General features: G+C 53.0%; 26 protein-coding genes. 4 read left to right on the forward strand and 22 right to left on the reverse strand.

Annotation, left to right across the window (positions count from 1 at the left end):
* From AC1WNR_RS10485 to AC1WNR_RS10570, 18 genes are all read right to left on the reverse strand, one after another.
* Positions 1-1,047 carry an FAD:protein FMN transferase gene (locus AC1WNR_RS10485; protein WP_481644439.1) on the reverse strand — a complete coding sequence of 349 codons (1,047 nt, stop codon included), beginning with the start codon at positions 1,045-1,047 and terminating at the stop codon, positions 1-3.
* A gap of 2 nt (positions 1,048-1,049) precedes the next feature.
* Entirely contained in the window at positions 1,050-2,282 is a 1,233-nt protein-coding gene (gene nqrF, locus AC1WNR_RS10490; protein ID WP_481644440.1) for an NADH:ubiquinone reductase (Na(+)-transporting) subunit F, read from the reverse strand.
* A gap of 31 nt (positions 2,283-2,313) precedes the next feature.
* On the reverse strand, positions 2,314-2,922 hold the full coding sequence (gene nqrE / locus AC1WNR_RS10495) for an NADH:ubiquinone reductase (Na(+)-transporting) subunit E (protein WP_481644441.1): 609 nt from the start codon (positions 2,920-2,922) through the stop codon (positions 2,314-2,316).
* Positions 2,922-3,581 (reverse strand): NADH:ubiquinone reductase (Na(+)-transporting) subunit D, encoded by a 660-nt coding sequence (locus tag AC1WNR_RS10500; protein ID WP_481644442.1) that lies wholly within the window; start codon positions 3,579-3,581, stop codon positions 2,922-2,924. The genes nqrE and AC1WNR_RS10500 overlap by 1 nt, the downstream gene beginning before the upstream one ends.
* A gap of 2 nt (positions 3,582-3,583) precedes the next feature.
* Entirely contained in the window at positions 3,584-4,366 is a 783-nt protein-coding gene (locus AC1WNR_RS10505; protein WP_481644443.1) for a Na(+)-translocating NADH-quinone reductase subunit C, read from the reverse strand.
* Complete coding sequence (locus AC1WNR_RS10510) at positions 4,356-5,564, reverse strand: NADH:ubiquinone reductase (Na(+)-transporting) subunit B (protein ID WP_481644444.1); 1,209 nt, start codon at positions 5,562-5,564, stop codon at positions 4,356-4,358. Before AC1WNR_RS10510 ends, AC1WNR_RS10505 begins: the two co-directional genes overlap by 11 nt.
* Before the next feature lie 12 nt (positions 5,565-5,576).
* A complete protein-coding gene (locus AC1WNR_RS10515) occupies positions 5,577-6,917 on the reverse strand; it encodes a Na(+)-translocating NADH-quinone reductase subunit A (protein ID WP_481644445.1) in 1,341 nt (446 codons plus the stop codon).
* Positions 6,918-7,168: 251 nt separating this feature from the next.
* Complete coding sequence (gene tolB, locus AC1WNR_RS10520; protein WP_481644446.1) at positions 7,169-8,479, reverse strand: Tol-Pal system beta propeller repeat protein TolB; 1,311 nt, start codon at positions 8,477-8,479, stop codon at positions 7,169-7,171.
* Positions 8,473-9,498 (reverse strand): cell envelope integrity protein TolA, encoded by a 1,026-nt coding sequence (gene tolA, locus AC1WNR_RS10525; RefSeq protein WP_481644447.1) that lies wholly within the window; start codon positions 9,496-9,498, stop codon positions 8,473-8,475. The genes tolB and tolA overlap by 7 nt, the downstream gene beginning before the upstream one ends.
* A gap of 3 nt (positions 9,499-9,501) precedes the next feature.
* The gene (gene tolR, locus AC1WNR_RS10530) at positions 9,502-9,918 is read right to left on the reverse strand and encodes a protein TolR (RefSeq protein WP_481644448.1); all 417 of its coding nucleotides are present in this window, start codon (positions 9,916-9,918) and stop codon (positions 9,502-9,504) included.
* 13 nt (positions 9,919-9,931) lie between these two features.
* Positions 9,932-10,612, reverse strand: coding sequence for a protein TolQ (gene tolQ / locus AC1WNR_RS10535; RefSeq protein ID WP_481644449.1), 681 nt, complete (start codon positions 10,610-10,612; stop codon positions 9,932-9,934).
* A 3-nt stretch (positions 10,613-10,615) separates the two neighbouring features.
* Positions 10,616-11,044: a tol-pal system-associated acyl-CoA thioesterase gene (gene ybgC / locus AC1WNR_RS10540; RefSeq protein ID WP_481644450.1), complete on the reverse strand. Its 429-nt coding sequence runs from the start codon at positions 11,042-11,044 to the stop codon at positions 10,616-10,618.
* A 216-nt stretch (positions 11,045-11,260) separates the two neighbouring features.
* Positions 11,261-12,277, reverse strand: a complete 1,017-nt coding sequence (ruvB, locus tag AC1WNR_RS10545) for a Holliday junction branch migration DNA helicase RuvB (protein WP_481644451.1) — start codon at positions 12,275-12,277, stop codon at positions 11,261-11,263.
* 4 nt (positions 12,278-12,281) lie between these two features.
* Positions 12,282-12,908 carry a Holliday junction branch migration protein RuvA gene (gene ruvA, locus AC1WNR_RS10550; protein WP_481644452.1) on the reverse strand — a complete coding sequence of 209 codons (627 nt, stop codon included), beginning with the start codon at positions 12,906-12,908 and terminating at the stop codon, positions 12,282-12,284.
* 55 nt (positions 12,909-12,963) lie between these two features.
* On the reverse strand, positions 12,964-13,485 hold the full coding sequence (gene ruvC, locus AC1WNR_RS10555) for a crossover junction endodeoxyribonuclease RuvC (protein WP_481644453.1): 522 nt from the start codon (positions 13,483-13,485) through the stop codon (positions 12,964-12,966).
* Positions 13,486-13,602: 117 nt separating this feature from the next.
* Entirely contained in the window at positions 13,603-14,049 is a 447-nt protein-coding gene (locus AC1WNR_RS10560) for a VOC family protein (RefSeq protein ID WP_481644454.1), read from the reverse strand.
* A 151-nt stretch (positions 14,050-14,200) separates the two neighbouring features.
* Positions 14,201-15,964, reverse strand: a complete 1,764-nt coding sequence (gene aspS, locus AC1WNR_RS10565) for an aspartate--tRNA ligase (RefSeq protein WP_481644455.1) — start codon at positions 15,962-15,964, stop codon at positions 14,201-14,203.
* A gap of 163 nt (positions 15,965-16,127) precedes the next feature.
* Positions 16,128-16,571, reverse strand: a complete 444-nt coding sequence (locus AC1WNR_RS10570) for an HIT domain-containing protein (protein WP_481644456.1) — start codon at positions 16,569-16,571, stop codon at positions 16,128-16,130.
* Positions 16,572-16,629: 58 nt separating this feature from the next.
* Between AC1WNR_RS10570 and AC1WNR_RS10575 the strand changes: the two genes are divergently transcribed.
* Entirely contained in the window at positions 16,630-17,760 is a 1,131-nt protein-coding gene (locus tag AC1WNR_RS10575) for a GNAT family N-acetyltransferase (protein ID WP_481644457.1), read from the forward strand.
* Between the two features lie 20 nt (positions 17,761-17,780).
* On the opposite strand, the gene AC1WNR_RS10580 is transcribed toward AC1WNR_RS10575, so the two are convergent.
* From AC1WNR_RS10580 to fabV, 3 genes are all read right to left on the reverse strand, one after another.
* The gene (locus AC1WNR_RS10580) at positions 17,781-17,966 is read right to left on the reverse strand and encodes a hypothetical protein (protein ID WP_481644458.1); all 186 of its coding nucleotides are present in this window, start codon (positions 17,964-17,966) and stop codon (positions 17,781-17,783) included.
* A 68-nt stretch (positions 17,967-18,034) separates the two neighbouring features.
* On the reverse strand, positions 18,035-19,120 hold the full coding sequence (gene hemH / locus AC1WNR_RS10585; protein WP_481644459.1) for a ferrochelatase: 1,086 nt from the start codon (positions 19,118-19,120) through the stop codon (positions 18,035-18,037).
* Between the two features lie 136 nt (positions 19,121-19,256).
* Positions 19,257-20,450, reverse strand: a complete 1,194-nt coding sequence (gene fabV / locus AC1WNR_RS10590; protein WP_481644460.1) for an enoyl-ACP reductase FabV — start codon at positions 20,448-20,450, stop codon at positions 19,257-19,259.
* A gap of 144 nt (positions 20,451-20,594) precedes the next feature.
* On the opposite strand from fabV, the gene AC1WNR_RS10595 reads away from it, so the two are divergent.
* The 3 genes from AC1WNR_RS10595 (at position 20,595) to AC1WNR_RS10605 (ending at position 23,419) form a co-directional block, all read left to right on the forward strand.
* Positions 20,595-21,023 carry a MaoC family dehydratase gene (locus AC1WNR_RS10595; RefSeq protein ID WP_481644461.1) on the forward strand — a complete coding sequence of 143 codons (429 nt, stop codon included), beginning with the start codon at positions 20,595-20,597 and terminating at the stop codon, positions 21,021-21,023.
* A 126-nt stretch (positions 21,024-21,149) separates the two neighbouring features.
* Positions 21,150-21,611, forward strand: coding sequence for a 2-thiouracil desulfurase family protein (locus AC1WNR_RS10600; protein WP_481644462.1), 462 nt, complete (start codon positions 21,150-21,152; stop codon positions 21,609-21,611).
* Positions 21,612-21,703: 92 nt separating this feature from the next.
* A complete protein-coding gene (locus AC1WNR_RS10605; RefSeq protein ID WP_481644463.1) occupies positions 21,704-23,419 on the forward strand; it encodes a proline--tRNA ligase in 1,716 nt (571 codons plus the stop codon).
* 18 nt (positions 23,420-23,437) lie between these two features.
* On the opposite strand, the gene AC1WNR_RS10610 is transcribed toward AC1WNR_RS10605, so the two are convergent.
* Entirely contained in the window at positions 23,438-23,716 is a 279-nt protein-coding gene (locus tag AC1WNR_RS10610; RefSeq protein WP_481644464.1) for an acylphosphatase, read from the reverse strand.
* Positions 23,717-23,719: the final 3 nt, after the last annotated feature.

Consider the following 23,719-nt stretch of genomic DNA (forward strand, 5'->3'; position numbering starts at 1 on the left):
TTACTCCTGTGTTTGTACAAATTCTTCGAACTCAGGGGTCGCCTTCTCAACGAAGCCCTCTGAGTTGGCGTCCTTCACCAAGAAGTAAGCCGCTATACCGCGCTCCTTAGCAAATTCAAATCCCGCCTCTTCACCCATAACCATCAGTGTCGTAGCCAAAGCGTCAGCTTCTGCACAGGTTGGACGCAACACAGTGACCGAAGCCAGCTTGTGCGTAATAGGTCTAGCGGTAGATGGGTCTATTGTATGCGAGAAGCGAACACCGTCCTCTTCAAAGTAGTTACGGTAGTCGCCGGAGGTGGCAATACCCGTATCTTTAACATTGATGATGCGGCCAATAGAGCGCTCCATCGTATCGGGCGACTCGATGGCGATACGCCAGTGTTCTCCCTCTGGCTTAACACCCTTAGCTCGCAACTCACCGCCGATCTCTACGAGATAGTTTTTGATGCCAGCCTCTTCGAGCATTCGAGCTAGCTGGTCAACCCCATAGCCTTTCGCGATTGCTGAGAGATCCAGGTACTGATCGCCCGCCTTTTTGAGCCGGGTTGGATTTTCCAGAACGCTAATATTGGCGTAACCGATACGCGGTTTGAGCGCCTCGATCTCTGCATCTGTTGGTGCTTTCTCGATACGGCCATTCGGCCCAAAGCCCCAGAGATTTACCAGTGGGCCGACAGTCGCATCAAATGCGCCCTTTGATTCGGCGCTGATACGCAGGGCTTCAGCAGTTACGAACGCCAATGCGTCGGAAACTTCCATCTCACTGCCGCCTGGCAGTTTGTTAAAAGTCGACAGTTCTGAGGTCGGATCATAGGTGGACATCTGCTTGTTTACAGTCGCTAGCACCTGATCAGCGCGCACCTGCAGCCCCTGTACGCGCGCGGCGTTCTTATCCACCCATTTTACTGAGTAGGTCGTCCCCATGGTCCGGCCCTCAAAGCCAACCACGGTCTCCTGATAAGCGAAGTCGCATCCGGTTAGAACGAAAACGGCCAGTAGCATTGCTACCGGCCATCTAACCAGGCGTTTAAGGCCTGCCATCATGCTTAACCACCGAAATCGTCAAGCAGGATGTTTTCACGCTCTACACCCAGATCCAGCAGCATGTTAATCACCGCTGCGTTCATCATTGGTGGTCCACACATGTAGTACTCACAATCTTCCGGAGCTTCGTGATCCCTCAGGTAGTTTTCGTACAGTACGTTGTGGATAAAGCCGGTGTAACCGTCCCAGTTATCCTCTGGGAGAGGATCTGACAGCGCCAGGTGCCACTCGAAGTTGTCGTTTTCAGCCGCGAGCTGATCGTACTCTTCACCGTAGAAGGCTTCACGCATAGAGCGTGCGCCGTACCAGAAGCTGATCTTACGCTTAGAGTTAAGACGTTTCAGCTGGTCAAAGATGTGCGAACGCATAGGCGCCATACCCGCACCACCACCGATGAATACCATCTCAGCGTCGGTCTCTTTCGCGAAGAACTCACCGAAAGGTCCGTATACAGTGATCTTATCACCTGGCTTGAGGCTGAAGACGTACGAAGACATCTGGCCAGCAGGCAGGTCATCACGGCCTGGAGGTGGCGTCGCGATACGGATGTTGAACTTAACAACACCGCGCTCTTCTGGGTAGTTCGCCATAGAGTAGGCGCGAATTACCGGCTCAGTTACTTTAGAGCTGTAGCGCCATATGTTGAACTTATCCCAATCCGGGTGGTACTCCTCCTCAATATCGAAGTCCTTGTACTGGATTTCGTGTGGAGGACATTCCAGCTGTACGTAACCGCCAGCACGGAAGTCTACGTTTTCACCTTCAGGCAGACGCAGGGTCAGCTCTTTGATGAAGGTTGCCACGTTGGGGTTAGACTCTACAGTACATTCCCACTTCTTCACGCCGAAGACATCGTCTTCAACCTGAATCTTCATGTCCTGCTTCACTGCCACCTGGCAGCTCAGACGCCAGCCCTCTTTGGCTTCGCGCATAGTGAAGTGAGACTCCTCAGTCGGCAGCATAGAGCCGCCGCCTTCGTGTACTTCACACTTACACTGCGCACAGGTACCACCGCCACCACAAGCTGATGCTAGGAATACACCCTTGTCAGCCAGTGTCTGCAGCAGCTTACCACCTGCTGGAACTGTAATTGTTTTCTCCGGATCACCATTGATCTCAATGGTTACATCGCCGGAGCTTACCATCTTAGCGCGGGCAGCGAGGATAACGGCAACCAGTGCCAGTACCACCACTGTAAACATCACCACGCCGAGGACGATTACTTCTGCATTCATTGCTTAATCCTTCCTAAATTGACCTGGTTGCTTAGAGCTGTACGCCAGAGAAAGACATGAAGCCCAGTGCCATCAGACCTACTGTGATAAAGGTAATACCCAGACCACGAAGACCTGCTGGTACATCACTGTACTTCAGCTTCTCGCGAATACCCGCCAGCGCAGTAATCGCCAGCGCCCAACCGACACCGGCACCTGCGCCGTACACAACTGACTCGCTGAAGGTGTAGTCACGCTCTACCATGAACAGCGCCGCACCCATGATGGCACAGTTAACTGTAATCAGTGGCAGGAAGACACCCAGCGCGTTGTAGAGCGCAGGAACGAACTTATCCAGGAACATCTCAAGGATCTGTACGATCGCCGCGATAACACCGATGTATGAGATGTAACCGAGGAAGCTCAGATCAACTTCTGGGTAACCCGCCCAAGCCAGAGCACCTTCACGCAACAGGTTGTTGTAGATCAGGTTATTGACTGGAGTGGTGATAACCAAAACCACGATTACCGCGATACCTAGGCCAAAGGCTGTCTGCACCTTCTTCGAAATCGCGAGAAATGTACACATCCCCAAGAAGAAGGCCAGCGCCATGTTTTCAACAAAGATCGCCTTAACGGCGAGGCTAATGAGCTGTTCCATTAGTGCGCCGCTCCTTTAGTGTTGGGTGCCATCTCGTACTCTGGTTTCTCAACCTGTTTAGGATCGTAGGTGCGGATCAACCAGATGAAGATACCGATCAGGAAGAAGGCACTTGGCGGCAACAGCAGAAGACCGTTGCTCTGATACCAGCCACCGTTAGTCACCAGTGGCAGAATCTCGATACCGAAGAGTGAGCCTGAACCGAACAGCTCACGGAAGAAACCAACGAACAGCAGAACTACGCCGTAACCAATACCGTTGCCGATACCGTCCAGGAAGCTTGCCATTGGCGGGTTTTTCATCGCGAAAGCTTCAGCGCGACCCATTACGATACAGTTGGTAATGATCAGACCTACGAACACTGAGAGCTGCTTAGAAATTTCGTAAGCGAACGCTTTCAGAAACTGGTCAACCACGATTACCAGTGATGCAATAATCGTCATCTGCACGATGATTCGAATGTTACCCGGAATGTGGTTGCGGATAACTGACACGAACAGGTTGGAAAATGCAGTAACAACAATTACAGCCAGTGTCATAACCATGGCCGTAGCCATGTTAGAGGTAACCGCAAGTGCCGAACATACACCCAAAATCTGCAGTGCTATCGGGTTATTCGCAACGATTGGATTCGTCACGATCTCTTGTGTCTTAGCCATGCTTAGGCACCTCCTGCACGTAGGTTAGCCAGGAACGGTGCATAGCCGTTCTTACCCATCCAGAACTGTACAAGGTTTGTCACACCATTAGCGGTAAGCGTTGCACCTGACAGCCCGTCGATCTTGTACTCAGCATTTGGCGTAGATGAGTCTACCTTGCCTTTGATAAGACCAATTTCTGGGCTCATCATGTCATCTGCGTAGACTTTTTTACCTGGCCAAGAGGCTTTCCACATGGGGTTATCCACCTCACCGCCCAGTCCCGGAGTTTCAGCGTGTGAGTAGAAACCCAGACCTACAACAGTGTTGAGATCGCCTTCGAGTGCCAAGAAACCGTAAAGAGTCGACCAGAGACCGTAACCGTGTACCGGCAGGATAACCTTATCCATTTCACCATTCGCACCCTCTACGATGTAGACAGGCATGTACTTAGGCTGGCGCTTGATAGACGCTTTGTCATCAGCACGATCAAGAGTTACAGACAGCTCAGGGTCTTTAGCTGCTTTCTGGATATCGAAAGTGGCGCCATCTACTGCATCAGTAAACTTACCAGACTCCATATCAACCACTTTAGTGGTGATCTGAGCGAAGAGTTCGTCAACAGACTTACCCTGCTCCATCAAACCCGCTGCCGCAAGAATGTTGCTCTTACGGTCCAGGTCTTTATTTGCCACCTGTTTAGGCTTGAGAATAACAGCGGCTGCTGAAACTACTACCGAACAGATAACACACAGCAGAACGGTAACCGTGACCGTCTTGCCGATAGTATCGTTATTAGCCGACATTACGTGCGAGCCTCCGTTTAATGTTTGCCTGAACAACAAAGTTGTCGATCAGTGGTGCGAACAGGTTGGCAAACAGAATCGCCAGCATCATGCCCTCTGGGAATGCAGGGTTCACGACGCGAATCAGAACAACCATCACACCGATCAATGCACCGAATACCCACTTACCGGTGTTGGTCATAGAGCCTGACACTGGGTCAGTCGCCATGAAGAACATACCGAAAGCGAATCCACCGATAACCAGGTGCCAGTAGAATGGCAGACCGAACATCGGGTTGGTTTCAGAACCGATCAAGTTAAACAGAGTGGACATCGCCACCATGCCGAGGAATACACCTGCAACGATGCGCCACGCAGCGATACGTGCGTATACGATTACGGCACCACCAATCAGGATCGCCAGAGTAGAGACTTCACCGATTGAGCCCTGGATCGAACCTAGGAAAGCGTCCATCCAAGTCACGTTTGCAGCCAGGATAGCGTCTACGCCGCCCGCAGCAGCCAGACCCAGCGGAGTCGCGCCAGAGAAGCCATCAACTGCAGTCCAGATTGCATCACCCGACATCTGCGCAGGGTATGCGAAGAAGAGGAATGCACGGCCTGTCAGCGCAGGGTTAAGGAAGTTTTTACCGGTGCCACCGAAAACCTCTTTACCGATAACCACACCGAAACTGATACCCAGAGCAACCTGCCAGAGTGGCACGGTTGGAGGCAGAATCAGAGAGAACAAGATAGAGGTTACGAAGAAGCCTTCGTTAACTTCGTGGCCACGTTTCATGGCGAACAGTACTTCCCAAAAACCGCCGACAATAAAGGTCGTCGCGTAGATTGGAAGCCAGTACATGGCGCCGTGAATCATGTTATCCCAGGTGCTTGAGGCGTCGTAGCCCGCCAGCGCTGAAATAATCGCACCGCGCCAGCCTTCAGCCTCGGTCAGACCCAGACCGGCCATTGCCGTGTTCGCCTGGAAACCGACGTTGTACAGACCTACAAAAACTGCAGGGAAAGTACACATCCATACCAGGATCATCATACGTTTAAGGTCGATAGCGTCACGCACGTGCGAAGCCGCGCGAGTCACCTTACCCGGAGTGTAAAAAATGGTATCCACCGCTTCATACAGCGCGTACCAGTTCTCGTACTTACCGCCCTTGTGAAAGTGCGGTTCCATGTTATCTAGAACAGAACGAATACTCATACCAGACTCTCCTTAAGCTTCTTTCTCAATGCGAGAGAGGTTGTCGCGCAGGATTGGACCGTACTCGTACTTACCCTGACACGCGAAGGTGCAGAGTGCGAGATCTTCCTCATCCAGCTCAAGACAGCCCAGCTGCATTGCAGTAACAATGTCGCCAGTAACCAGAGAGCGCAGCAGCTGTGTCGGTAGGATATCGAGCGGCATTAGACGCTCAAACTGACCTACAGGCACCATTGCACGCTCAGAACCGTTAGTGGTGGTAGTGAAATTAAACTTCTTACCCGGTGAGAACATTGACGCGAACATATTAAGAACAGAGAACTTCTCTGTACCTGGAGCGACCCAACCCATGAACTCACGCTCACGACCTTCGCGCAGCACGCTGATCTGAGTCGCGTAACGACCGAGGTAAGCAAGTGCACCGCTCGCCGCGGTACCGTTCCAGACTGAACCGCTGATGACACGGTTATCACCTTCGTTCAGGCGTCCCGCTGTCAGCTCATTCAGATCAGCACCCACGCGCGTTTTCAGCAGCGTAGGCTCTTTAACCTGTGGACCACCAAGCGCGACAACGCGATCTACGTTGAGCTTGCCGGAAGTGAATAGCTTACCGATGGCGATAACATCCTGGTAACCGATGTACCAAGCAAGTTTGTTACGCGATACTGGGTCAAGGAAGTGAATATGCGTACCAGGGTTACCCGCTGGGTGCTTGCCTTCGAAGGTCTCGGTGGCAACACCGTTCACCTGAGGCAATGAAGCGCCAGGCGCAGTACAGAGGAACACCTTAGCAGCGCCAAGACGAGTCAGAACCGTTAGACCCTGAGCAAAAGCTTCGCTCTCAGCAGAGATAACAACCTGCGGATCAACCGCCAGAGGGTTAGTATCGATTGCGGTGACGAATATAGAGCTTGCAACTGAGCCCAGAGCAGGCACCTTGCTGAACGGGCGTGTACGCAGTGTGGTCCACATACCAGAGGCAACCAGGTTTTCTTCAACCTGCTCGCGGCTCAGTGAGCCGAGCTGGTCTGCACTGTACGATGCAAATTCAACCGCCTCTTCCTGTTCGCTCAACTCAATCACGACCGATTGCAGAGCTCGGCGCTCGCCACGGTTGATCGCCTTTACGACACCCGCGCCCGGTGCTGTAAACACCACGCCTTCGTTTTTCTTGTCGGCAAAGATCACCTGCCCCAGTTTGACCTGGTCGCCTTCGCGTACAGACATCGTGGGTTTAAGCCCTACGTAATCAGTACCTACAATGGCTACAGACTTAACCGCTACTTCCGCCGAAACGGTCTGTGCGGGTTCACCTGTGATAGGTAGATCCAGACCTTTGTTGATCTTGATCATTCGCTAAATCCAATCCCCAAAAATTTTTCAGGCTTATGCTCATCCGGATTATATGTGTAATAAACCGACATAATGAGCACAAACCCACCCTAAATTCGCGCAGCATTATACCTGAGCACAAGCTTTTATCGCTACCGCACAACCGGGCTGAACCCCTATATTTTGTGGGTTTACGGACCAAACAACCAACTAATTTGGCATAAGATTGGCGGTATTTGTTATATGTAACAAAACTACCGCCATAGAAGGGATTAGTTTAGGAACGGACTCCAGGCAGGCTCACGCACGTCGCCTTGACGCAACGGCATGCGAAAGCGAACGAATCCATCGAGGGATACCGCAGAGAGCACACCGCGAGTGCCTTCTTGAGTTGCATAGAGCACCACACTTGCGTTTGGTGCAATTGTTGGCGACTCCTCTAGACCGGTCTCAGTCAGGATATCAAGCCGATCGGTTTTCAGATCCAGTACGGCAACCGCAAACTTGTTACCCGAGCCGGAAGAGCGATGGATCAAGGCCAAGAAGCGCCCATCAGGAGTGAGACTCGCCTTAGCGTTGTAGTTACCTTCATAGGTCAAACGGGTAAGCTGGCGACTGGCAATATCTAAACGGTAGATCTGCGGTGAGCCGCCACGATCTGAGGTAAATACAATGGAACGACCGTCCGGTGCCCAGCTTGGCTCGGTATCGATACCGTAGTGGTTCGTCACACGCTGCAGGTCGCTGGTTGTCGTATCTAGAACATAGATCTCTGGGTTACCGTCTTTCGACAGCACCATAGCCAACTGACGCCCATCGGGTGACCAAGCCGGCGCACCATTGATACCGGCAAATGACTGAATACGCTCGCGCTTGCCACTGGCCAAATACTGCACGTAGATCGCTGGGCGGCCTGACTCGAACGAGACGTAAGCGACCTTCTTGCCATCAGCCGACCAACTTGGAGACATAATCGGCTCTTGAGATTCCAGAATGATGCGCGGACGATTACCATCCCAGTCAGCCATCTCCAGACGGTAGCGGCTGCGCTCATTGCCAAACTGCTCTGCGGTAACGTAAACAATCCGGGTTGAGAACGCACCGCGATTACCGGTGAGCTTTTCGTAGATTTTATCAGCCATAAAGTGCGCTGCATCACGCAACTGACTGATATCCGCCTCCAATGGCTGAATCATTAGATTCTGCTCTTTAAGAACATCGTAGAGTTCGTATGTGATACTCACGCGATTCGCATTGACAGGCTCAATTCGACCAATCACCAGGAAGTCCGACTGTGTCATGCGCCAATCACGGAAAAATACCTGCTCGCGCACAGAGGGCAGACCCAGCATCGCTGAGCGTGGCAAGGTACTGAAGAGCCCCGAGCGACTGAGATCCTCATCAATGATCTGGGCAACGTCTTCCGGCAGCGCTGCGCTGCCCGAGTATTTAAACGGCACAACAGCAACCGGGGTCGGCTCTGAGACACCCTGCGTAACCTCGACCACCAACTCAGCTTTTACCGCCAGCGGCAGCAGAAGCACCAGCACCATGCACGCCTTTAACACTCGCAAAATTACCATCTCAATCCCTCTGGTCTAAAGGTTACCAGGATGCGCCTCAGACGCCTCTCAAACAGAATAGGGTCGACATCAGAGACCCGTTCGAATCGTTCTACGCGGAAGACCGCCTGCAGCGCTGAGCGATCAAACGCCTGATCACCACTACTTGTCTCTATATACGCCTGATCGATCTCCCCGCTCGGGAAAAGATTGATCGCTACAACGGCACTCATACCGTTGCGTGCCGTAGAGGGTATACGCCAGGCTTGTTGCAACAGCCCCTGTATGTACCCCTGAATATCTCCGACGACACGGTTGGCACGCTCTTCGGCTGCAGCCTGTTGACGCGCAGCCTCCTCAGCTCGGCGCTTGGCTTCAGCGTCAGCTTTTGCCTTGGCTTCTCGCTCTGCTTTGGCCTTGGCATCCGCTTTACGCTTCTCTTCAGCTTTCGCTTTAGCCTCGGCTTTTTTCTTCGCCTCGGCTTTTTTCTTCGCCTCAGCCTTTTTCTTGGCGTCCGCTTTCTTCTTCGCTTCAGCCTTAGCTTTAGCCTCAGCTTTTAACTTCGCATCCTCTTTGGCTTTAGCTTCAGCCTCTAACTTCGCCTCTGCTTTCGCTTTAGCTTTAGCCTCAGCCTCAGCCTTGGCTTTGGCCTTCTGTTCGGCGAGCTTCTCAGCCTCTTGCTCAGCCTTGGCCTTAGCTTGCGCTTCTGCCTTAGCCCTCTTCTCGGCATCAGCCTTCGCCTTGGCCTCAGCCTTTTGCTGCTGCTCACGCTTGCGCTGTTCAGCTTCACGCTGCTGTTTCTGCTGCGCTTCGCGCTGCTTAGCAGCCTCATCTTGCTTGCGTTTCTGCTCTGACTGCTGCTGCGCAGCCTGCTTATCACTGAGTGCCGTAAGATCAAACATCTGCGCCTGTATATGGCGCGGACGCTCCGTTTGACTCTGTGCGGTACCGATCCAGAAACCAGAGATCACCACTAGAACCACTAGATGAACTAGGGTGGCGAAAGCGGCCGGCAGAATGTAACTCTGATCAAAACGCACAGACTACTCCGTCACCAACCCGACGCGCTCGGCACCGACTCCCTGTAACAGCACCATCAACTGTACCACCTGCTCGTAGCTCGCATCGCGGTCGCCACGTACCAACAGTAACTTACCCTGATTAACCTGCAACACTCTTCCAACCGAAGTAGCTATATCATCGGCTGTGCGAGGACGCATCTCATCCTCACCCAGATTAATGTAGTACTGACCTTCGGCATCCACGCTGACAATCAGCGGCTCATTATCTTCAGTCTCTACCGGCTCAGCTGCTGCTTTAGGCAATTCAACATCGACACCCTGAGTCAGCATCGGAGCCGTCACCATAAAGATAATCAGCAGCACCAACGTGACATCAATGTAAGGAACGACGTTGATTTCGGCGTTGAGTTTGCGCTTCGAGCGCGCTCGTCTAATCATTCCAACCTCTTAATCAGCCGCTCGCATGGACGCGGCGGTAGAGGATGCTTGAGAACTCGTCCGCAAAGGTCTCGTAGCTCGCCAACAGATTATCAGCCTGAGCTGAGAAGCGGTTGTAAGCGACTACAGCGGGAATCGCTGCAAACAGACCAATCGCCGTTGCGACCAGTGCCTCTGCAATACCCGGTGCAACTGAAGCAAGGGTCGCTTGCTGTACGTTTGCCAGCCCACGGAAGGCGTTCATTATCCCCCAGACCGTACCAAACAGGCCGACGTAAGGGCTCGTTGAGCCGACAGTCGCTAAGAACGGCAGGTGGCGTTCAAGACGCTCCTCTTCTCGCGACATCGCCACACGCATCGCGCGCTGCACACCGTTCATAACCACGTCTGGGTCAGCGGTGCCGTGCTGAGTTAAGCGCGTGAACTCTTTAAGCCCCGCCCGAAAAAGGTTCTCTGCGCCACTTTCAAGGTTTGGATTCGCGGTAGATTCACGATAGAGCTGTCCGAGATCCACGCCTGACCAGAAACGGTCTTCAAAAGCTTTAAATGCCCTTTTGGCTTTGCTGAGCGCCGCTCGACGCTGGAAAATCATCACCCAGGAGAGAAAGGAGGCGGCCATCAGTGAAAGCATCACCAGCTGGACGATAAAACTCGCCTCCAGCACCAAACTCCAAATCGACATCTTATCGTCCACAAACTACTCCTGTTCAGACCATGCCTGGGGCACCTTTGCCCGCATGGTGTCTATCAATTCCGTTGGCCAACGTCGTGGTTTCATGCTGACTGGATCAACACAGATCACCTCAACTGTCCCCCTACTGAGCTGCTCTGCTTTTTGCGCATCATCTACGGACTGAGCAAATATCAACCGTGCGCCTTTCACCTGTTGGATACTTGTACGCACATAAAGTTCCTGATCCAAGCGAGCGGGCGCACGAAACTGAACATCAACTCGCCCAACAACAAACAGCAGCCCTGAGTTGATCAACTCCGCCTGCGACCAGCCGGCCGCTCGCAGGCACTCAGTGCGGGCGCGCTCCATAAATTTGAGGTGATTTGCGTAGTAGACAAGACCACCAAAATCGGTGTCTTCGATGTAAACCCGCAGAGGCCATTCGAAGGCCATAGACTCCCCCAAAAATCAGAAACTTGGCTCACAATAACAGCGCCAGTTTTTAATACAAGCATCCAGTAATAAGCTCGGAATATCAGATACTTGTTTCAAATTAGCGCAGAGGATATCAGCAGCGGATTAACCCGGGCTTAAACCCAGACTAGGTGTAGGGCATTCCGGTCACTGAACACAATCAAGCGAAGAATTAGTCGGATCTGAAACCTCGCTCTAATCCTCTAGACGAGTGCGATCCACACCGAAGTACTGATAGGCAAGGTCCGTCAGAACTCGCCCCCTCGGGGTACGCATCACAAAACCTTGCTGAATAAGATAGGGTTCAAGGACATCCTCTATGGTATCGCGCTCCTCGCTGATTGCAGCGGCCAAGCTGTCGACACCTACTGGCCCGCCGCCAAACTTCTCAAGCATCGCCAGCAGCATGCGTCGGTCCATATGATCAAAGCCTTGCTGGTCAACATTGAGCATATTTAGAGCTCTGTCGGCGATCTCTTCAGTGATGCGACCATCGCCCTTCACCTCGGCAAAGTCACGGGCACGGCGCAGCAGGCGGTTGGCGATACGCGGTGTGCCGCGCGAACGCCGAGCAATTTCATGCGCACCGCCCGGTTCGATATCACAGCCACTGAGGTTAGCTGTGCGGGTAACGATATGGCTGAGATCTTCTACCGAGTAGAACTCGAGGCGCTGCACAATTCCGAAACGATCACGCAGCGGCGAAGTCAACAGGCCTGCGCGTGTCGTGGCGCCAACTAAGGTGAACGGTGGCAGCTCCAGCTTAATAGATCGAGCCGCAGGACCCTCACCAATCATAATATCGAGCTGATAGTCCTCCATCGCCGGATAGAGAACCTCCTCAACATTGGGGCTCAGGCGGTGAATCTCGTCAATAAAAAGCACGTCACCGGGCTCGAGGTTGGTGAGCATGGCGGCGATATCGCCAGCCTTCTCCAACACCGGACCCGAGGTTGTTTTAATCTGGCCACCCATCTCATTCGCGATGATGTTCGCGAGCGTAGTTTTACCCAGACCTGGAGGGCCGAAGATCAGAGTATGATCGAGCGCTTCGTTACGCTTGCGTGCCGCATGGATGAATATCTCCATCTGCTCACGTACACGAGGCTGCCCCTCATAATCAGCGAGTGTCTTGGGGCGAACAGCACGGTCCTGCGCCTCTTCTCCGGGCGCCGTTACCGGCGATACAAAACGGTCAGCATCGATCTGCATCTAACTACCCCGCTACCATGGTTTTCAGCGCCTGACGAATCAGATCCTCAGTGGATGCTCCCGGCAGCTGCTCCGCTGCGGCCTCGATCGCCTTAGTCGCCTGCAGCGGTTTATAACCCAATGCCACTAACGCAGTCTCAGCATCAGCACGATTATCCACAGCTGCAGCTTTGGCGCCGGGCAACTCGACAGCACCCAGTTCAAACTCAACAGCGGTCGGCATCTCCAGTTTATCGAGTTTATCTTTAACCTCTATAATCAAGCGTTCGGCCGTCTTTTTACCGACACCCGGCAGGCGAACCAGTGCCGCAGTGTCCTCAGCATGTACACAGCGCACGAACTCATCGGCAGAGATACCAGAAAGTATTGTCAGTGCGAGTTTTGGACCGACTCCATTCACCTTGATCAACTGGCGAAACAACGAGCGCTCCTGCTTATCCGCGAAGCCGTAGAGCAACTGGGCATCTTCACGCACCACAAAGTGAGTGTAGATAGTGACGAAGGTGCCAACCTCAGGCAGCTTATAGAAGGTGTTCATCGATGCCTCCACCTCATAACCGACGCCTGATACGTCGACCATCAGGCCTGGAGGTAGCTTCTCAATCAACTCACCGGTTAAGCGTCCAATCACTCGGGATTCCTTCTGTTAAAAATCTGTGAAAACTCAAATAACTGAGCTGGCATTATTACAGTCGCCAGCGATTGCTGCGTACCGTTTTGCGTGACCCTGCCGTTGCTATCAAGCCCTGTCGAGTGTACGCATGACAGAGTGCGATAGCGAGACCATCCGCGGCATCAACCTGCGGCAAACCCGGCAGCTTTAAAATGCGCGCAACCATCTGTTGAACCTGAGACTTATCTGCGCCCCCTGTACCGGTCACTGCCTGCTTAACCAGCCGCGCCGCATACTCATGCACATCAATACCGCGAGAAGAGGCCGCGACAATAGCAACGCCACGGGCTTGCCCAAGCTTGAGCGCTGAATCAGCATTGCGCGACATAAAGACCTGCTCAATCGCAACCTCTTGCGGCTGATACTGCTCTACGATCTGACCAATACCTTGGAAAACCTGATTAAGCTTGTCGGGAAGGCTGGCGTCGGCGATTCGAATACAGCCGCTGGCGACATACTCGACCTGATTTCCCAGTGCGTTAATCACACCGTAACCAGTAATTCTGGAACCTGGATCGATTCCTAATATCAGCATCTGCGCCTCATTCGCCCACCGGGCGCCACCTGTTTAGCTGCATGATAACAGCCTTAACCAGCGACCCCAACGCTAGGTGAGCTTTTGAGGGATTCTGTTGAGTAGCTCAAGGAGAGCCTAGAGGTAGAGTTCGTCATCTTTGGCGAACAACATCTCGATGTTGCGAAAGCTCTTGAACTCAAGATGGTTGCCACTGGGATCTGCGATAAACATGGTAGCCTGCTCCCCTTTACGGTTCTCAAACCGCACATAGGGCTCGACCACGAACTCAATGTTCGCCGACTCCAATTTAGCCTGCAACGCCTCAAACTCATCCCAGGCGAGAATTGGCCCAAAGTGCATCGCCGGAATTGCCTTGCCATCCACGCCATTGGTTGCCGCGGCTGGGTGGTCTTGCGGAGCAACAAGATGCGCAACAACCTGATGACCCCAAAAATCGAAGTCGATCCATTTATCTGACTCCCGGCCCGTCTTGCAGCCGAGGATATCAATGTAGAACTTACGCGCTGCTTCCAGATCGGTCACAGGGAAGGCTAGATGAAAGAGGTGACTTACACTGTTCATGATGGCTCCGAAATAAAACTAGTGATTGATCATCGTACGAAAAAAGATGGCTGTCAGCCCCCTCGACTTTCAGATCGTGCACAAAACAGAAAAGGGGCTAATGCCCCTTTTCAATTTACCCTGCGGTCAGTAGCGCTCGAGCGCTACCCATTTAAGGTGTTTTACGCAGCTTAATATTCAGTTCACGCAGCTGCGCTGCGCTCACCTCTCCCGGTGCATCAGTCATCGGACAGGCCGCACTCTGGGTTTTAGGGAAGGCGATCACTTCGCGGATTGAACTAGAATCAGTCATCAGCATGATCAGGCGATCAAGACCGAAAGCCAGACCACCATGTGGCGGTGCACCGTACTTGAGTGCATTCAACAGGAAGCCAAACTTCTGTTCAGCCTCCTCGTCGGAGATACCCAGCACTTTGAATACCGCTTTCTGCATCTCCTGATCGTGGATACGAACAGAACCACCGCCGAGCTCAGTACCGTTTAGCACCATGTCGTAAGCACGTGAGAGCTTGCCCTCTGGCTGCTCCAGCAGCTCCACAGGTGTGCAGCTTGGTGCTGTGAATGGGTGGTGTAGCGCCGTCAGGCTGCCATCTGAGTTCTCTTCGAACATTGGGAAGTCGACAACCCATAGAGGCGCCCACTCGCGTTCGAGCATGTTAAGATCTTCACCGACTTTGATACGCAGCGCACCCAGAGCTTCGTTGACGATCTTCTCTTTATCCGCACCGAAGAATACCAGGTCACCATTCTGCGCACCCAGGCGCTGCATAATAGCAACGGCAACTTCTTCACCGAGGAACTTAACGATTGGAGACTGCAGACCCTCTGATCCAGCAGCCAGGTCGTTCACCTTGATCCACGCCAGACCCTTAGCCCCGTAGATAGAGACATACTTGGTGTAGTCGTCGATCTGTTTACGAGTCAGTTCTGAACCGCCCGGTACTTTGAGTGCTGCTACACGACCCTTAGGGTCAGTTGCAGGGCCAGAGAACACTTTAAAGTCGACGCCGGCAACGAGATCGGCCACATCAACCAGCTCCATTGGGATACGCAGGTCGGGTTTGTCTGAACCGTAACGGGACATCGCCTCAGAATATGGCATGTGTGGGAACTCACCGAGATCCACACCCAGCTGATCCTGGAACAGACCACGAATCATGCGCTCAGTGATACCCATGATCTCTGCTTCGTCACAGAAAGAGGTCTCAATATCGATCTGAGTAAATTCTGGCTGGCGGTCAGCACGCAGGTCTTCGTCGCGGAAACATTTAGCGATCTGGTAGTAACGATCAAAACCCGAAACCATCAGCAGCTGTTTAAACAGCTGGGGTGACTGTGGCAGTGCGAAGAAGCTGCCTTCGTGAGTACGGCTAGGAACCAGGTAGTCACGCGCGCCTTCTGGAGTAGCACGCGTCAGGATTGGAGTCTCGATATCGAGGAAACCCTCGTTCTCGAGGTAAGCACGTACCTGATGCGTCACTTTCGAGCGGAAACGCAGCTTCTGCTGGATTTCAGGACGACGCAGGTCAACGTAACGGTGGCGCAGACGCACATCCTCACCCACCTGCTGATGCTCATCAAGCTGGAACGGAGGTGTCTCAGCCTTGTTGAGGATCTCCATCTCTTTGCCAAGAACCTCAATCGCGCCTGTACCCATGTCAGCATTTGTCGTGCCTTCTGGACGCGCGCGAACTAAACCATTCACCTTCACGACGAACTCATTACGGCAGCTATCAGCCAGCGCAAAGCTCGCTTCACGGTCAGGGTCAAATACCACCTGTGCGATACCTTCACGATCACGCAGATCGAGGAAGATAACACCACCGTGGTCACGGCGACGGTGCACCCAACCAGTTAGAGTAATCTCTTGTCCAATATGTTCTTCGCGAAGGTCGCCGCAATAGTGGCTGCGCATAGTTTGCTAATCCTGTACTTTCGCCGAGCGCCGTTAAACGCTCGTGCCCAAAAATCGTGCTGAAAATTAAAGGCGCAAAGTATACCTGAATTATGCGGCTCTGACAGGCCCAAATTAGGGCCTGCTCATCCGAGAAAAGGATAAGAAAGGGACAAGGCGGAGATTAGGCGGGTGTGAAGGCGAGTTCCCCTTCAAGGAGCGTATCGAGACGCGACTCTATGCGTTTCAGCTCCTCATCGGTGTACGCTTGCGTAGGGACTTTACCCCAAACCGGTCCCGGCCATGCGGCATCTGACTCTTTGCGCACAATGACGTGAACGTGTAACTGAGCCACCATGTTCCCCAGGTTGGCCACATTCATCTTTCGAGCGGCAAAGATATCTGCGAGGTTTTCAGCCAGAGCTGCGGACTCACGCATCAACTGGTGCCGATCTTTCTCCCCTAGGTGGTAGATCTCAGTCACGCCGGCGCGACGTGGTACCAGAATAAACCAAGGGTAATTGGAGTCGTTCATTAACAGCACTCGAGAAAGCGGAAAGTCACCCACGTGCACAGTATCAGCGGCCAATTGCGGATCAAGCTGAAATTCGAGTTCTAATTCATCCATTTAACCTAGCTCCTCGTAGCGCTACTATCACCTAACTACTTTTCCACTATAGCGCATTATGTTTGAGATCAGCACGCACAGTTCCATTGCCGAGATCGGCCAGCAACGCTGGGAAGAGCTCAACACTGAGGCTTACCCCTTCACCCGTTACGAGTTTCTCAATGCGCTCGAGACGACCGGCTCGGTATCACCTAAAACTGGCTGGCAGCCCCTGCATGTTGAAGTGCGACAAGACGGTGAGACTGTCTTGCTCATGCCGCTCTACCTAAAACAGCACTCCTGGGGCGAGTACGTCTTTGACTGGTCCTGGGCTGAAGCCTATGAGCGTGCAGGTCGCAACTACTACCCAAAACTCCTGAGTGCAATTCCATTTACGCCAGCCACAGGACCACGCTGGTTCTCTAGCCTCAATAAAGAGCAGATTGAGCCACTAATAGCGCAGATTCTGTCGCAACTCTGCGAGGAGTATCGCATAGAGACAGCTCATCTACTCTTCCCCCGCACTAGCGATAAACCCTTTAAGGGCACCGGCATGATGCAGCGCATGGGATGTCAGTACCACTGGTTTAATCAGGGTTTTAAAGATTTCGATGACTATCTGGCCAGCTTCAATGCGCGTAAACGTAAAGACCTCAAAAAAGAGCGTCGCAAGGTGGCCGAGCAAGGTATTAAATTTGAGCAGCTAACAGGTGACGAGATCAACGCGCAAGTCATTGAGACCTTCTACGACTTCTATGTGATGACCTATCTGGTTCGCGGCCAGCAGCCCTATCTCACCAAAGCCTTCTTTCTCGAGCTGAGTGAAACGCTTGCAGATCAGATGTTGCTGGTGATGGCCCGGCATGAAGATGAATATGTTGCAGGTGCCTTGAGCTTTTTTGACGACTCAACGCTCTATGGACGCTACTGGGGCTGTACTCAAGAGTTTGATAGTTTGCACTTCGAAACCTGCTACTACCAGGGTCTAGACTATTGTATTGCAAAGGGTTTATCACGTTTTGACCCAGGCGCGCAGGGAGAGCACAAGATCAAACGAGGCTTTGTTCCGACCCCCACCTACTCCTATCACCATATCAAAGACCCGCAGTTCAATTTGGCGATAGAACGCTTCCTTGATGAGGAGAAACGCGCCATGGAGCATCGTATGCTGCAACTACAGGATCACCTCCCCTTCCGAAAGGAGGGATGACCTCTTGCATGCAGGCTCGCCTAATGAAGCGGCTGCTCGTACTTTTTCTGGATCGCAATCAACTGGGGTTGAATATCAAGAGGAGCATAGGCGATCGCCTGCTCGAACAGCTCTCTGTTCTGTTCAGAGAGCCGCTCTTCTTCGGACATAGCGGAGAGTTTGCGCATGGCATCCATAAATTTTGGGTGCGGTGTATTTGCAGACATAACGAGCCCTCCACTCTTCGTTAGATATCACCATTCTTGTCGCAGACGCGCCAAGGTGCAAGTGAATTTTACTTGTCTGCACCCATCGCGACCGCACGATCGCCACGTGCCTGAACATCATCACCGGCTGACTCAAACCAGTGACCCACTTCAGCGCGGATTACATCCTCCAACGCATCGATGTGAGCAGGCTCGTCATTCAGGGCGCTGATATACTCGTAGCGCTCACCACCTGACTCCATAAAGTACTCACGGTTCTCCTCACCAATCTCCTCGATTGTCTCGAGACAGTCAGAGGAGAAACCCGGGCAGAACACTTGAACAGACTTAACACCCTCATCCGGCAGCGCCTTCAGCGTCTCATCGGTGTATGGCTTTAGCCACTCTTCGCGGCCGAAGCGTGACTGGAAGGTGGTTTTGTACTCACCCTCCTTGAGTCCCAAACGCTCAGCCAATAGGCGGGACGTTTTGTGACACTCACAGTGATAAGGGTCGCCCGACATCAGATAGCGCTTGGGCACGCCATGGTAGGAGAGCAGCAATAGATCGGTCCGGCCATGTTCATCCCAGTGTCGCTGAATACGCTGTGCCATCGCGTCGATATACTTATCGTTTTCGAGGTAACTGCGAACAAAACGAAAATCGGGAATCCAACGACGCTTCTGAAAATCGGCAGCTACGGCGTCAAAGGTAGAACCCGAGGTTGACGCGCTGTATTGCGGATAGAGAGGCAGCACAACCAGTTTTCGCACACCCTGAGCCTGCATCTTATCCAATACCGACTCGATCGATGGGTTACCGTAGCGCATCGCGAAATCGACCACGACACGCTCACCGTACTGCGCCTGCAAGCGCTCGCGAATAGCGTTCGCCTGATTTCGCGTGTGAATTAGTAGCGGAGAGCCACCCTCAGTCCACACCGTCTGATAAGCCTCAGCGGAGCGTTTCGGACGCACATTCAGGATGATCAGGTTGAGTACCATCCACCAGATCGGCCGCGGTACTTCCACTACACGCGGATCCCACAGAAACTCCTTTAGATAGCGCCTCAAGGCCTTAGGAGTCGGCTCATCGGGCGTACCCAAATTGGTGACCAGAACTCCGATGCGGTCAGCTTGGTAGTGGCTAAATTCGGGAAAACCTTTGTATTTCATGCGTCCGTGACTCTTCTTCAGTTGCTCTGTGGTGACTTACCGTAACTTGCGATTGTGCTACGGAATATGGTCAGTCCAAGATCAGTCGAGCTATAAAAAAGGCCGCAACTTAGCGGCCTTTATCTAAGAGAATCTATTAGATCTCAACCGGCTCGAAGCTCACTTCAGGGCTGACATCCGCTTCATAGTCGACACCTTCGCAGCCAAAACCGAACAGCTTGAGGAACTCATCTTTGTAGAGCTGATAATCCGTCATCTCAAACAGATTTTCGGTGGTAATCTGCGGCCAGAGATCGCGACATGCCTGCTGTACATCATCACGCAGTTCCCAATCATCCAGGCGGAAGCGGTTACCCTCATCCATCTGCGCCGAATCGCCATACAGACCTGTTCTGAACAGACGATCAATCTGCTCCTGACAGCCTTCATGCAGCCCCTGCGCTCGCATAATCTTGAACACCATAGCCAGATAGAGCGGCATAACGGGAATCGCGGACGAGGCCTGAGTGACTACCGATTTCAGAACCGCAACATTTGCCTGCCCGCCCTGCTGTTTCAGACGCGCATCGAGCTCAGCAGCGGCACGGTCCAGATCCTGCTTTGCCTTGCCGAGCGCACCGTGCCAGTAGATTGGCCAGGTGATATCAGTACCGATATAGCTGTAGGCGACAGTTTTACAGCCTTCTGCTAGAACACCGGCGTCGGCCAAAGCATTGACCCAAAGTTCCCAGTCTTGGCCGCCCATAACCTTGACGGTCGCTTCCACCTCTTCCTCGGTCGCTGGCTCTACTTCTGCCTCAATGATCTGGTCTTTGTTGGTATCAATCGCTGTAGAGCGATAGGTCTCACCGATCGGTTTGAGCGCAGAGCGGATCAGTTCACCCGTCTCAGGCATCTTACGAACAGGTGAGGCCAGCGAGTAGACCACTAGGTCAATCTGACCCAGATCCTGTTTGATCAGATCAATTGTCTTCTGCTTCGCTTCGTTAGAGAAAGCATCGCCATTGAGTGATTTGGAGTAGAGACCTCCCTGCTGTGCTAGAGCGTCAAAGCTTGCTGCATTGTACCAACCTGCAGTTCCCGTTTTACGCTCTGTGCCGGCTTTCTCAAAGAAGACACCGATAGTTGATGCGCCAGCGCCAAAGGCAGCAGTGATACGCGAACTCAGTCCGTAGCCGCTTGATGCGCCAATCACCAACACGCGCTTAGGGCCGTTTTCGATAGTGCCCTGAGCCTGAGTCTTAGCGATCTGCTCACGCACATTGGCTTCACAGCCCGTTGGGTGAGTCGTTGTGCAGATAAACCCGCGAATCTTTGGAGTGATGATCATGGTTGGTCAAACTGTCCTGGTTAATCAAAAGAGCGCTAAAGATACCCGATTTGTCGCCCCAAGAACATAAATAGCCGTACAAATGGAGTTGATATCTCTGGCCAACCATATGAAGATGCGAGCAGATTTTTAAGGAGAGTCCAGATGGATCAGCTACACGGTTACTACCTAGAAGACCTCGAAGTGGGGATGAGCGACAGCTTCGCAAAGACAATCTCTGAGGCCGATGTCTACGGCTTTGCCGGGATCTCTGGAGATACCAATCCAGTGCATATCAACGAGGAGTACGCTAAAACCACAATGTTCGGTCAGCGTATCGCACACGGCATGCTCAGCGGCGCATTGATATCTACTGTCGCCGGCACCAAACTCCCGGGACCCGGCGCAATCTATGTTGATCAGACCCTAAAGTTCAAAGCGCCGCTTTTTATCGGTCAGACAGCGCGAGCTGAAATAGTGGTGACAGAGGTTGATCAGCGTCGTCGTCGTGTTAAGTGTGACACCCATGTTTGGGTGGGCGACAAACAGATTGCAACCGGTACGGCGACCTTTATGGTCGATAAACGCCCCTAAAGCATAAGTCTCTAAACGGGGATTTTTGTAGTTAGCCATTTGAGAAGGCGGACGCACTTCGGTATAGTGCGCCGCCTTGGATAACTCCAAAAGGTAACAACAATAATTACTACTCCGTTTTGAGATATGTCAGCTATTAAAGTACTTGTTAGCGCCTGTTTACTGGGCGAAGCGGTTCGTTACGACGGCCGCGATAATCAAATATCCCACCCGTTTTTACGAGATCTCCTGGACAAAGATGCGATCGTGCCGGCCTGCCCTGAGACTCTCGGCGGCTTACCGACGCCACGCCCCTATGCAGAGATCGTGCAGCGCTTTCCCATTCAAATCATCGCCAGTGACCAAGCTGATGTTACCGATGAATTTGTAACGGGTGCCGAGATCACGCTTGAACTTGCTCAGAAACATGGCTGTGTAGCCGCGCTAATGAAGGCGGGCAGCCCCTCCTGCGGCAACAAAGCTGGATCAACTGGGGTTGCTGCCGAGGAGCTACTGCGTCACGGCCTGCCAGTGTTCAATGAGGATCAGATAGACGAGCTTGAGAGCTTCTTGCTGCAATCCACTGCAGACTTAGCGATTACTGCTTAGCTCATCTCGCCAATGGGGCTGGCGCTTGGCGCCTTAGCCCCATAAAATACGCACTCTTTTTTCGACTCTAATACTACCGGGAAGCCCAAAAGATGCGCGCGAGCCAATTTCTTATCGCCACAGTCAAAGAAACACCCGCCGACGCAGAGGTGATTAGCCACCAGTTGATGCTGCGCTCAGGCATGATCCGCAAATTGGCTTCTGGCCTTTACACTTGGCTACCCATGGGTCTGCGCACACTGCGTAAAGTTGAACGAATTGTGCGCGAAGAGTTGGACGCATCGGGCGCCCAAGAGCTACTAATGCCGGCCGTTCAGCCCGCCGAACTTTGGCAAGAGTCAGGGCGTTGGGAGCAGTACGGACCTGAACTGCTGCGCCTGCACGATCGCCACAACCGTGAGTTCTGCGTGGGCCCTACTCACGAAGAGGTGATCACAGACCTGATCCGTCGTGAGTTGAAAAGTTACAAACAACTGCCCGGTAACTTCTACCAGATTCAAACGAAATTCCGTGATGAGATCCGTCCTCGCTTTGGCGTTATGCGCTCTCGCGAATTCATAATGAAGGATGGCTACTCCTTCCATATCAACCATGAATCTTTGCAGCAGACCTACGACATCTACTACGACACCTACTGCAAAATCTTCGATCGCCTCGGCCTGGACTACCGCCCAGTGATCGCCGACAACGGCTCGATCGGTGGTACTGGTTCACACGAGTTCCACGTACTCGCAGACTCGGGCGAGGATGATATCGCCTTCTCTGACAGCAGCGATTTTGCAGCCAACGTAGAGATGGCAGAGGCAGTCGCCCCAGAAGGGCCAGCTGCACCATCACAAGAGATGCACCTGGTTGATACGCCAAACGCAAAAACAATTGCAGCGCTGGTAGAACAGCACAATCTGCCAATTGAGAAGACCATCAAAACACTGTTCGTGCGCGCCTCCCAAGAGGTAGAAGCGGACCTAGTCGCACTGCTGGTTCGCGGTGATCACACGCTCAATGAGATCAAAGCCGAGAAGCAGCCTGAAGTCGCATCGCCGCTGGTGATGGCAACTGAAGAGGAGATCCGTGCTCTCGTTGGCGCAGGACCGGGCTCACTCGGCCCTGTTGGCCTCACTGTTCCAGTTATCGTTGATCGCGCTGTTGCAGCTGCCTCTGACTTCGGTGCCGGCGCTAACATTGACGGCAAACACTACTTCGGCATCAACTGGGGTCGCGACGTCGAATTGGGTCGCGTCGCCGATATCCGCAATGTTGTAGCGGGTGATCCCAGCCCCTGCGGCAAAGGTACGCTCAACATTCGTCGAGGTATCGAGGTGGGTCATATCTTCCAGCTTGGCCTGAAATATTCCCAAGCGATGAATGCGACTGTTCTCGATGAGAATGGTAAAGCGGTACCGATAACCATGGGTTGTTACGGCATTGGCATTACCCGAGTTGTTGCTGCGGCTATCGAGCAAAATTACGACGATCGCGGCATTATTTGGCCTGAGGCATTGGCGCCTTTCACGGTTGCACTGGTTCCACTGAACTACGACAAGTCTGAGGATGTGCGCAACCTTGCTGACCAGCTCTACAACGAGCTGAAATCTCGTGGCGTTGATGTACTGCTGGATGATCGCAAAGAGCGCCCCGGCGTGAAGTTTGCCGATATGGAGTTGACGGGTATTCCACACCGCTTGGTTATATCGGATCGCGGTATCGCTGCGGGTCAGTTGGAGTACAAGGGCCGTCGTGACGCCGACTCCTCAGATATCGAGCTTGCCGATGCGGCGAATCAACTGATCGCCAAACTAGGTCAGTAATTAGGATTGAGGTCAGGCCTAGCGCCTGACCTCAAAACTCTCAAACGGTTGAAACGGGACTTCGGCTGATACGACTTCCGCCACCTGTGCCAGCTCCGGCCCCTCACCCAGCCAAGCCTCTACCTGACGCACCGCAGCCGCTTCCCCACTCAGGACAGCCTCGACCCTACCATTGGGCAGATTGCGAACGTACCCAGTTACCCCATAAGCCTCAGCTTGTTGGCGGGTGAATTGACGAAACCAAACACCCTGCACCCGACCATTGACCAATAGGTGCAGGGTTAGCGGTTGTTCCATATC

The organism is Marinobacterium marisflavi (assembly GCF_982447095.1).

Excerpts from the sequence above, each read along its gene's own strand:
- AC1WNR_RS10510 (WP_481644444.1), bottom strand. The coding sequence starts at position 5,564 with ATGAGTATTCGTTCTGTTCTAGATAACATGGAACCGCACTTTCACAAG.
- AC1WNR_RS10600 (WP_481644462.1), top strand. The coding sequence starts at position 21,150 with ATGTCAGCTATTAAAGTACTTGTTAGCGCCTGTTTACTGGGCGAAGCG.
- AC1WNR_RS10500 (WP_481644442.1), bottom strand. The coding sequence starts at position 3,581 with ATGGCTAAGACACAAGAGATCGTGACGAATCCAATCGTTGCGAATAAC.
- ybgC (WP_481644450.1), bottom strand. The coding sequence starts at position 11,044 with ATGGCCTTCGAATGGCCTCTGCGGGTTTACATCGAAGACACCGATTTT.
- AC1WNR_RS10505 (WP_481644443.1), bottom strand. The coding sequence starts at position 4,366 with ATGTCGGCTAATAACGATACTATCGGCAAGACGGTCACGGTTACCGTT.
- AC1WNR_RS10575 (WP_481644457.1), top strand. The coding sequence starts at position 16,630 with ATGTTTGAGATCAGCACGCACAGTTCCATTGCCGAGATCGGCCAGCAA.
- AC1WNR_RS10515 (WP_481644445.1), bottom strand. The coding sequence starts at position 6,917 with ATGATCAAGATCAACAAAGGTCTGGATCTACCTATCACAGGTGAACCC.
- AC1WNR_RS10610 (WP_481644464.1), bottom strand. The coding sequence starts at position 23,716 with ATGGAACAACCGCTAACCCTGCACCTATTGGTCAATGGTCGGGTGCAG.
- ruvC (WP_481644453.1), bottom strand. The coding sequence starts at position 13,485 with ATGCTGATATTAGGAATCGATCCAGGTTCCAGAATTACTGGTTACGGT.
- nqrE (WP_481644441.1), bottom strand. The coding sequence starts at position 2,922 with ATGGAACAGCTCATTAGCCTCGCCGTTAAGGCGATCTTTGTTGAAAAC.
- tolR (WP_481644448.1), bottom strand. The coding sequence starts at position 9,918 with ATGATTAGACGAGCGCGCTCGAAGCGCAAACTCAACGCCGAAATCAAC.
- AC1WNR_RS10560 (WP_481644454.1), bottom strand. The coding sequence starts at position 14,049 with ATGAACAGTGTAAGTCACCTCTTTCATCTAGCCTTCCCTGTGACCGAT.
- AC1WNR_RS10595 (WP_481644461.1), top strand. The coding sequence starts at position 20,595 with ATGGATCAGCTACACGGTTACTACCTAGAAGACCTCGAAGTGGGGATG.
- nqrF (WP_481644440.1), bottom strand. The coding sequence starts at position 2,282 with ATGAATGCAGAAGTAATCGTCCTCGGCGTGGTGATGTTTACAGTGGTG.
- AC1WNR_RS10570 (WP_481644456.1), bottom strand. The coding sequence starts at position 16,571 with ATGGATGAATTAGAACTCGAATTTCAGCTTGATCCGCAATTGGCCGCT.
- ruvB (WP_481644451.1), bottom strand. The coding sequence starts at position 12,277 with ATGCAGATCGATGCTGACCGTTTTGTATCGCCGGTAACGGCGCCCGGA.
- AC1WNR_RS10605 (WP_481644463.1), top strand. The coding sequence starts at position 21,704 with ATGCGCGCGAGCCAATTTCTTATCGCCACAGTCAAAGAAACACCCGCC.
- AC1WNR_RS10580 (WP_481644458.1), bottom strand. The coding sequence starts at position 17,966 with ATGTCTGCAAATACACCGCACCCAAAATTTATGGATGCCATGCGCAAA.
- tolB (WP_481644446.1), bottom strand. The coding sequence starts at position 8,479 with ATGGTAATTTTGCGAGTGTTAAAGGCGTGCATGGTGCTGGTGCTTCTG.
- aspS (WP_481644455.1), bottom strand. The coding sequence starts at position 15,964 with ATGCGCAGCCACTATTGCGGCGACCTTCGCGAAGAACATATTGGACAA.
- hemH (WP_481644459.1), bottom strand. The coding sequence starts at position 19,120 with ATGAAATACAAAGGTTTTCCCGAATTTAGCCACTACCAAGCTGACCGC.
- AC1WNR_RS10485 (WP_481644439.1), bottom strand. The coding sequence starts at position 1,047 with ATGATGGCAGGCCTTAAACGCCTGGTTAGATGGCCGGTAGCAATGCTA.
- fabV (WP_481644460.1), bottom strand. The coding sequence starts at position 20,450 with ATGATCATCACTCCAAAGATTCGCGGGTTTATCTGCACAACGACTCAC.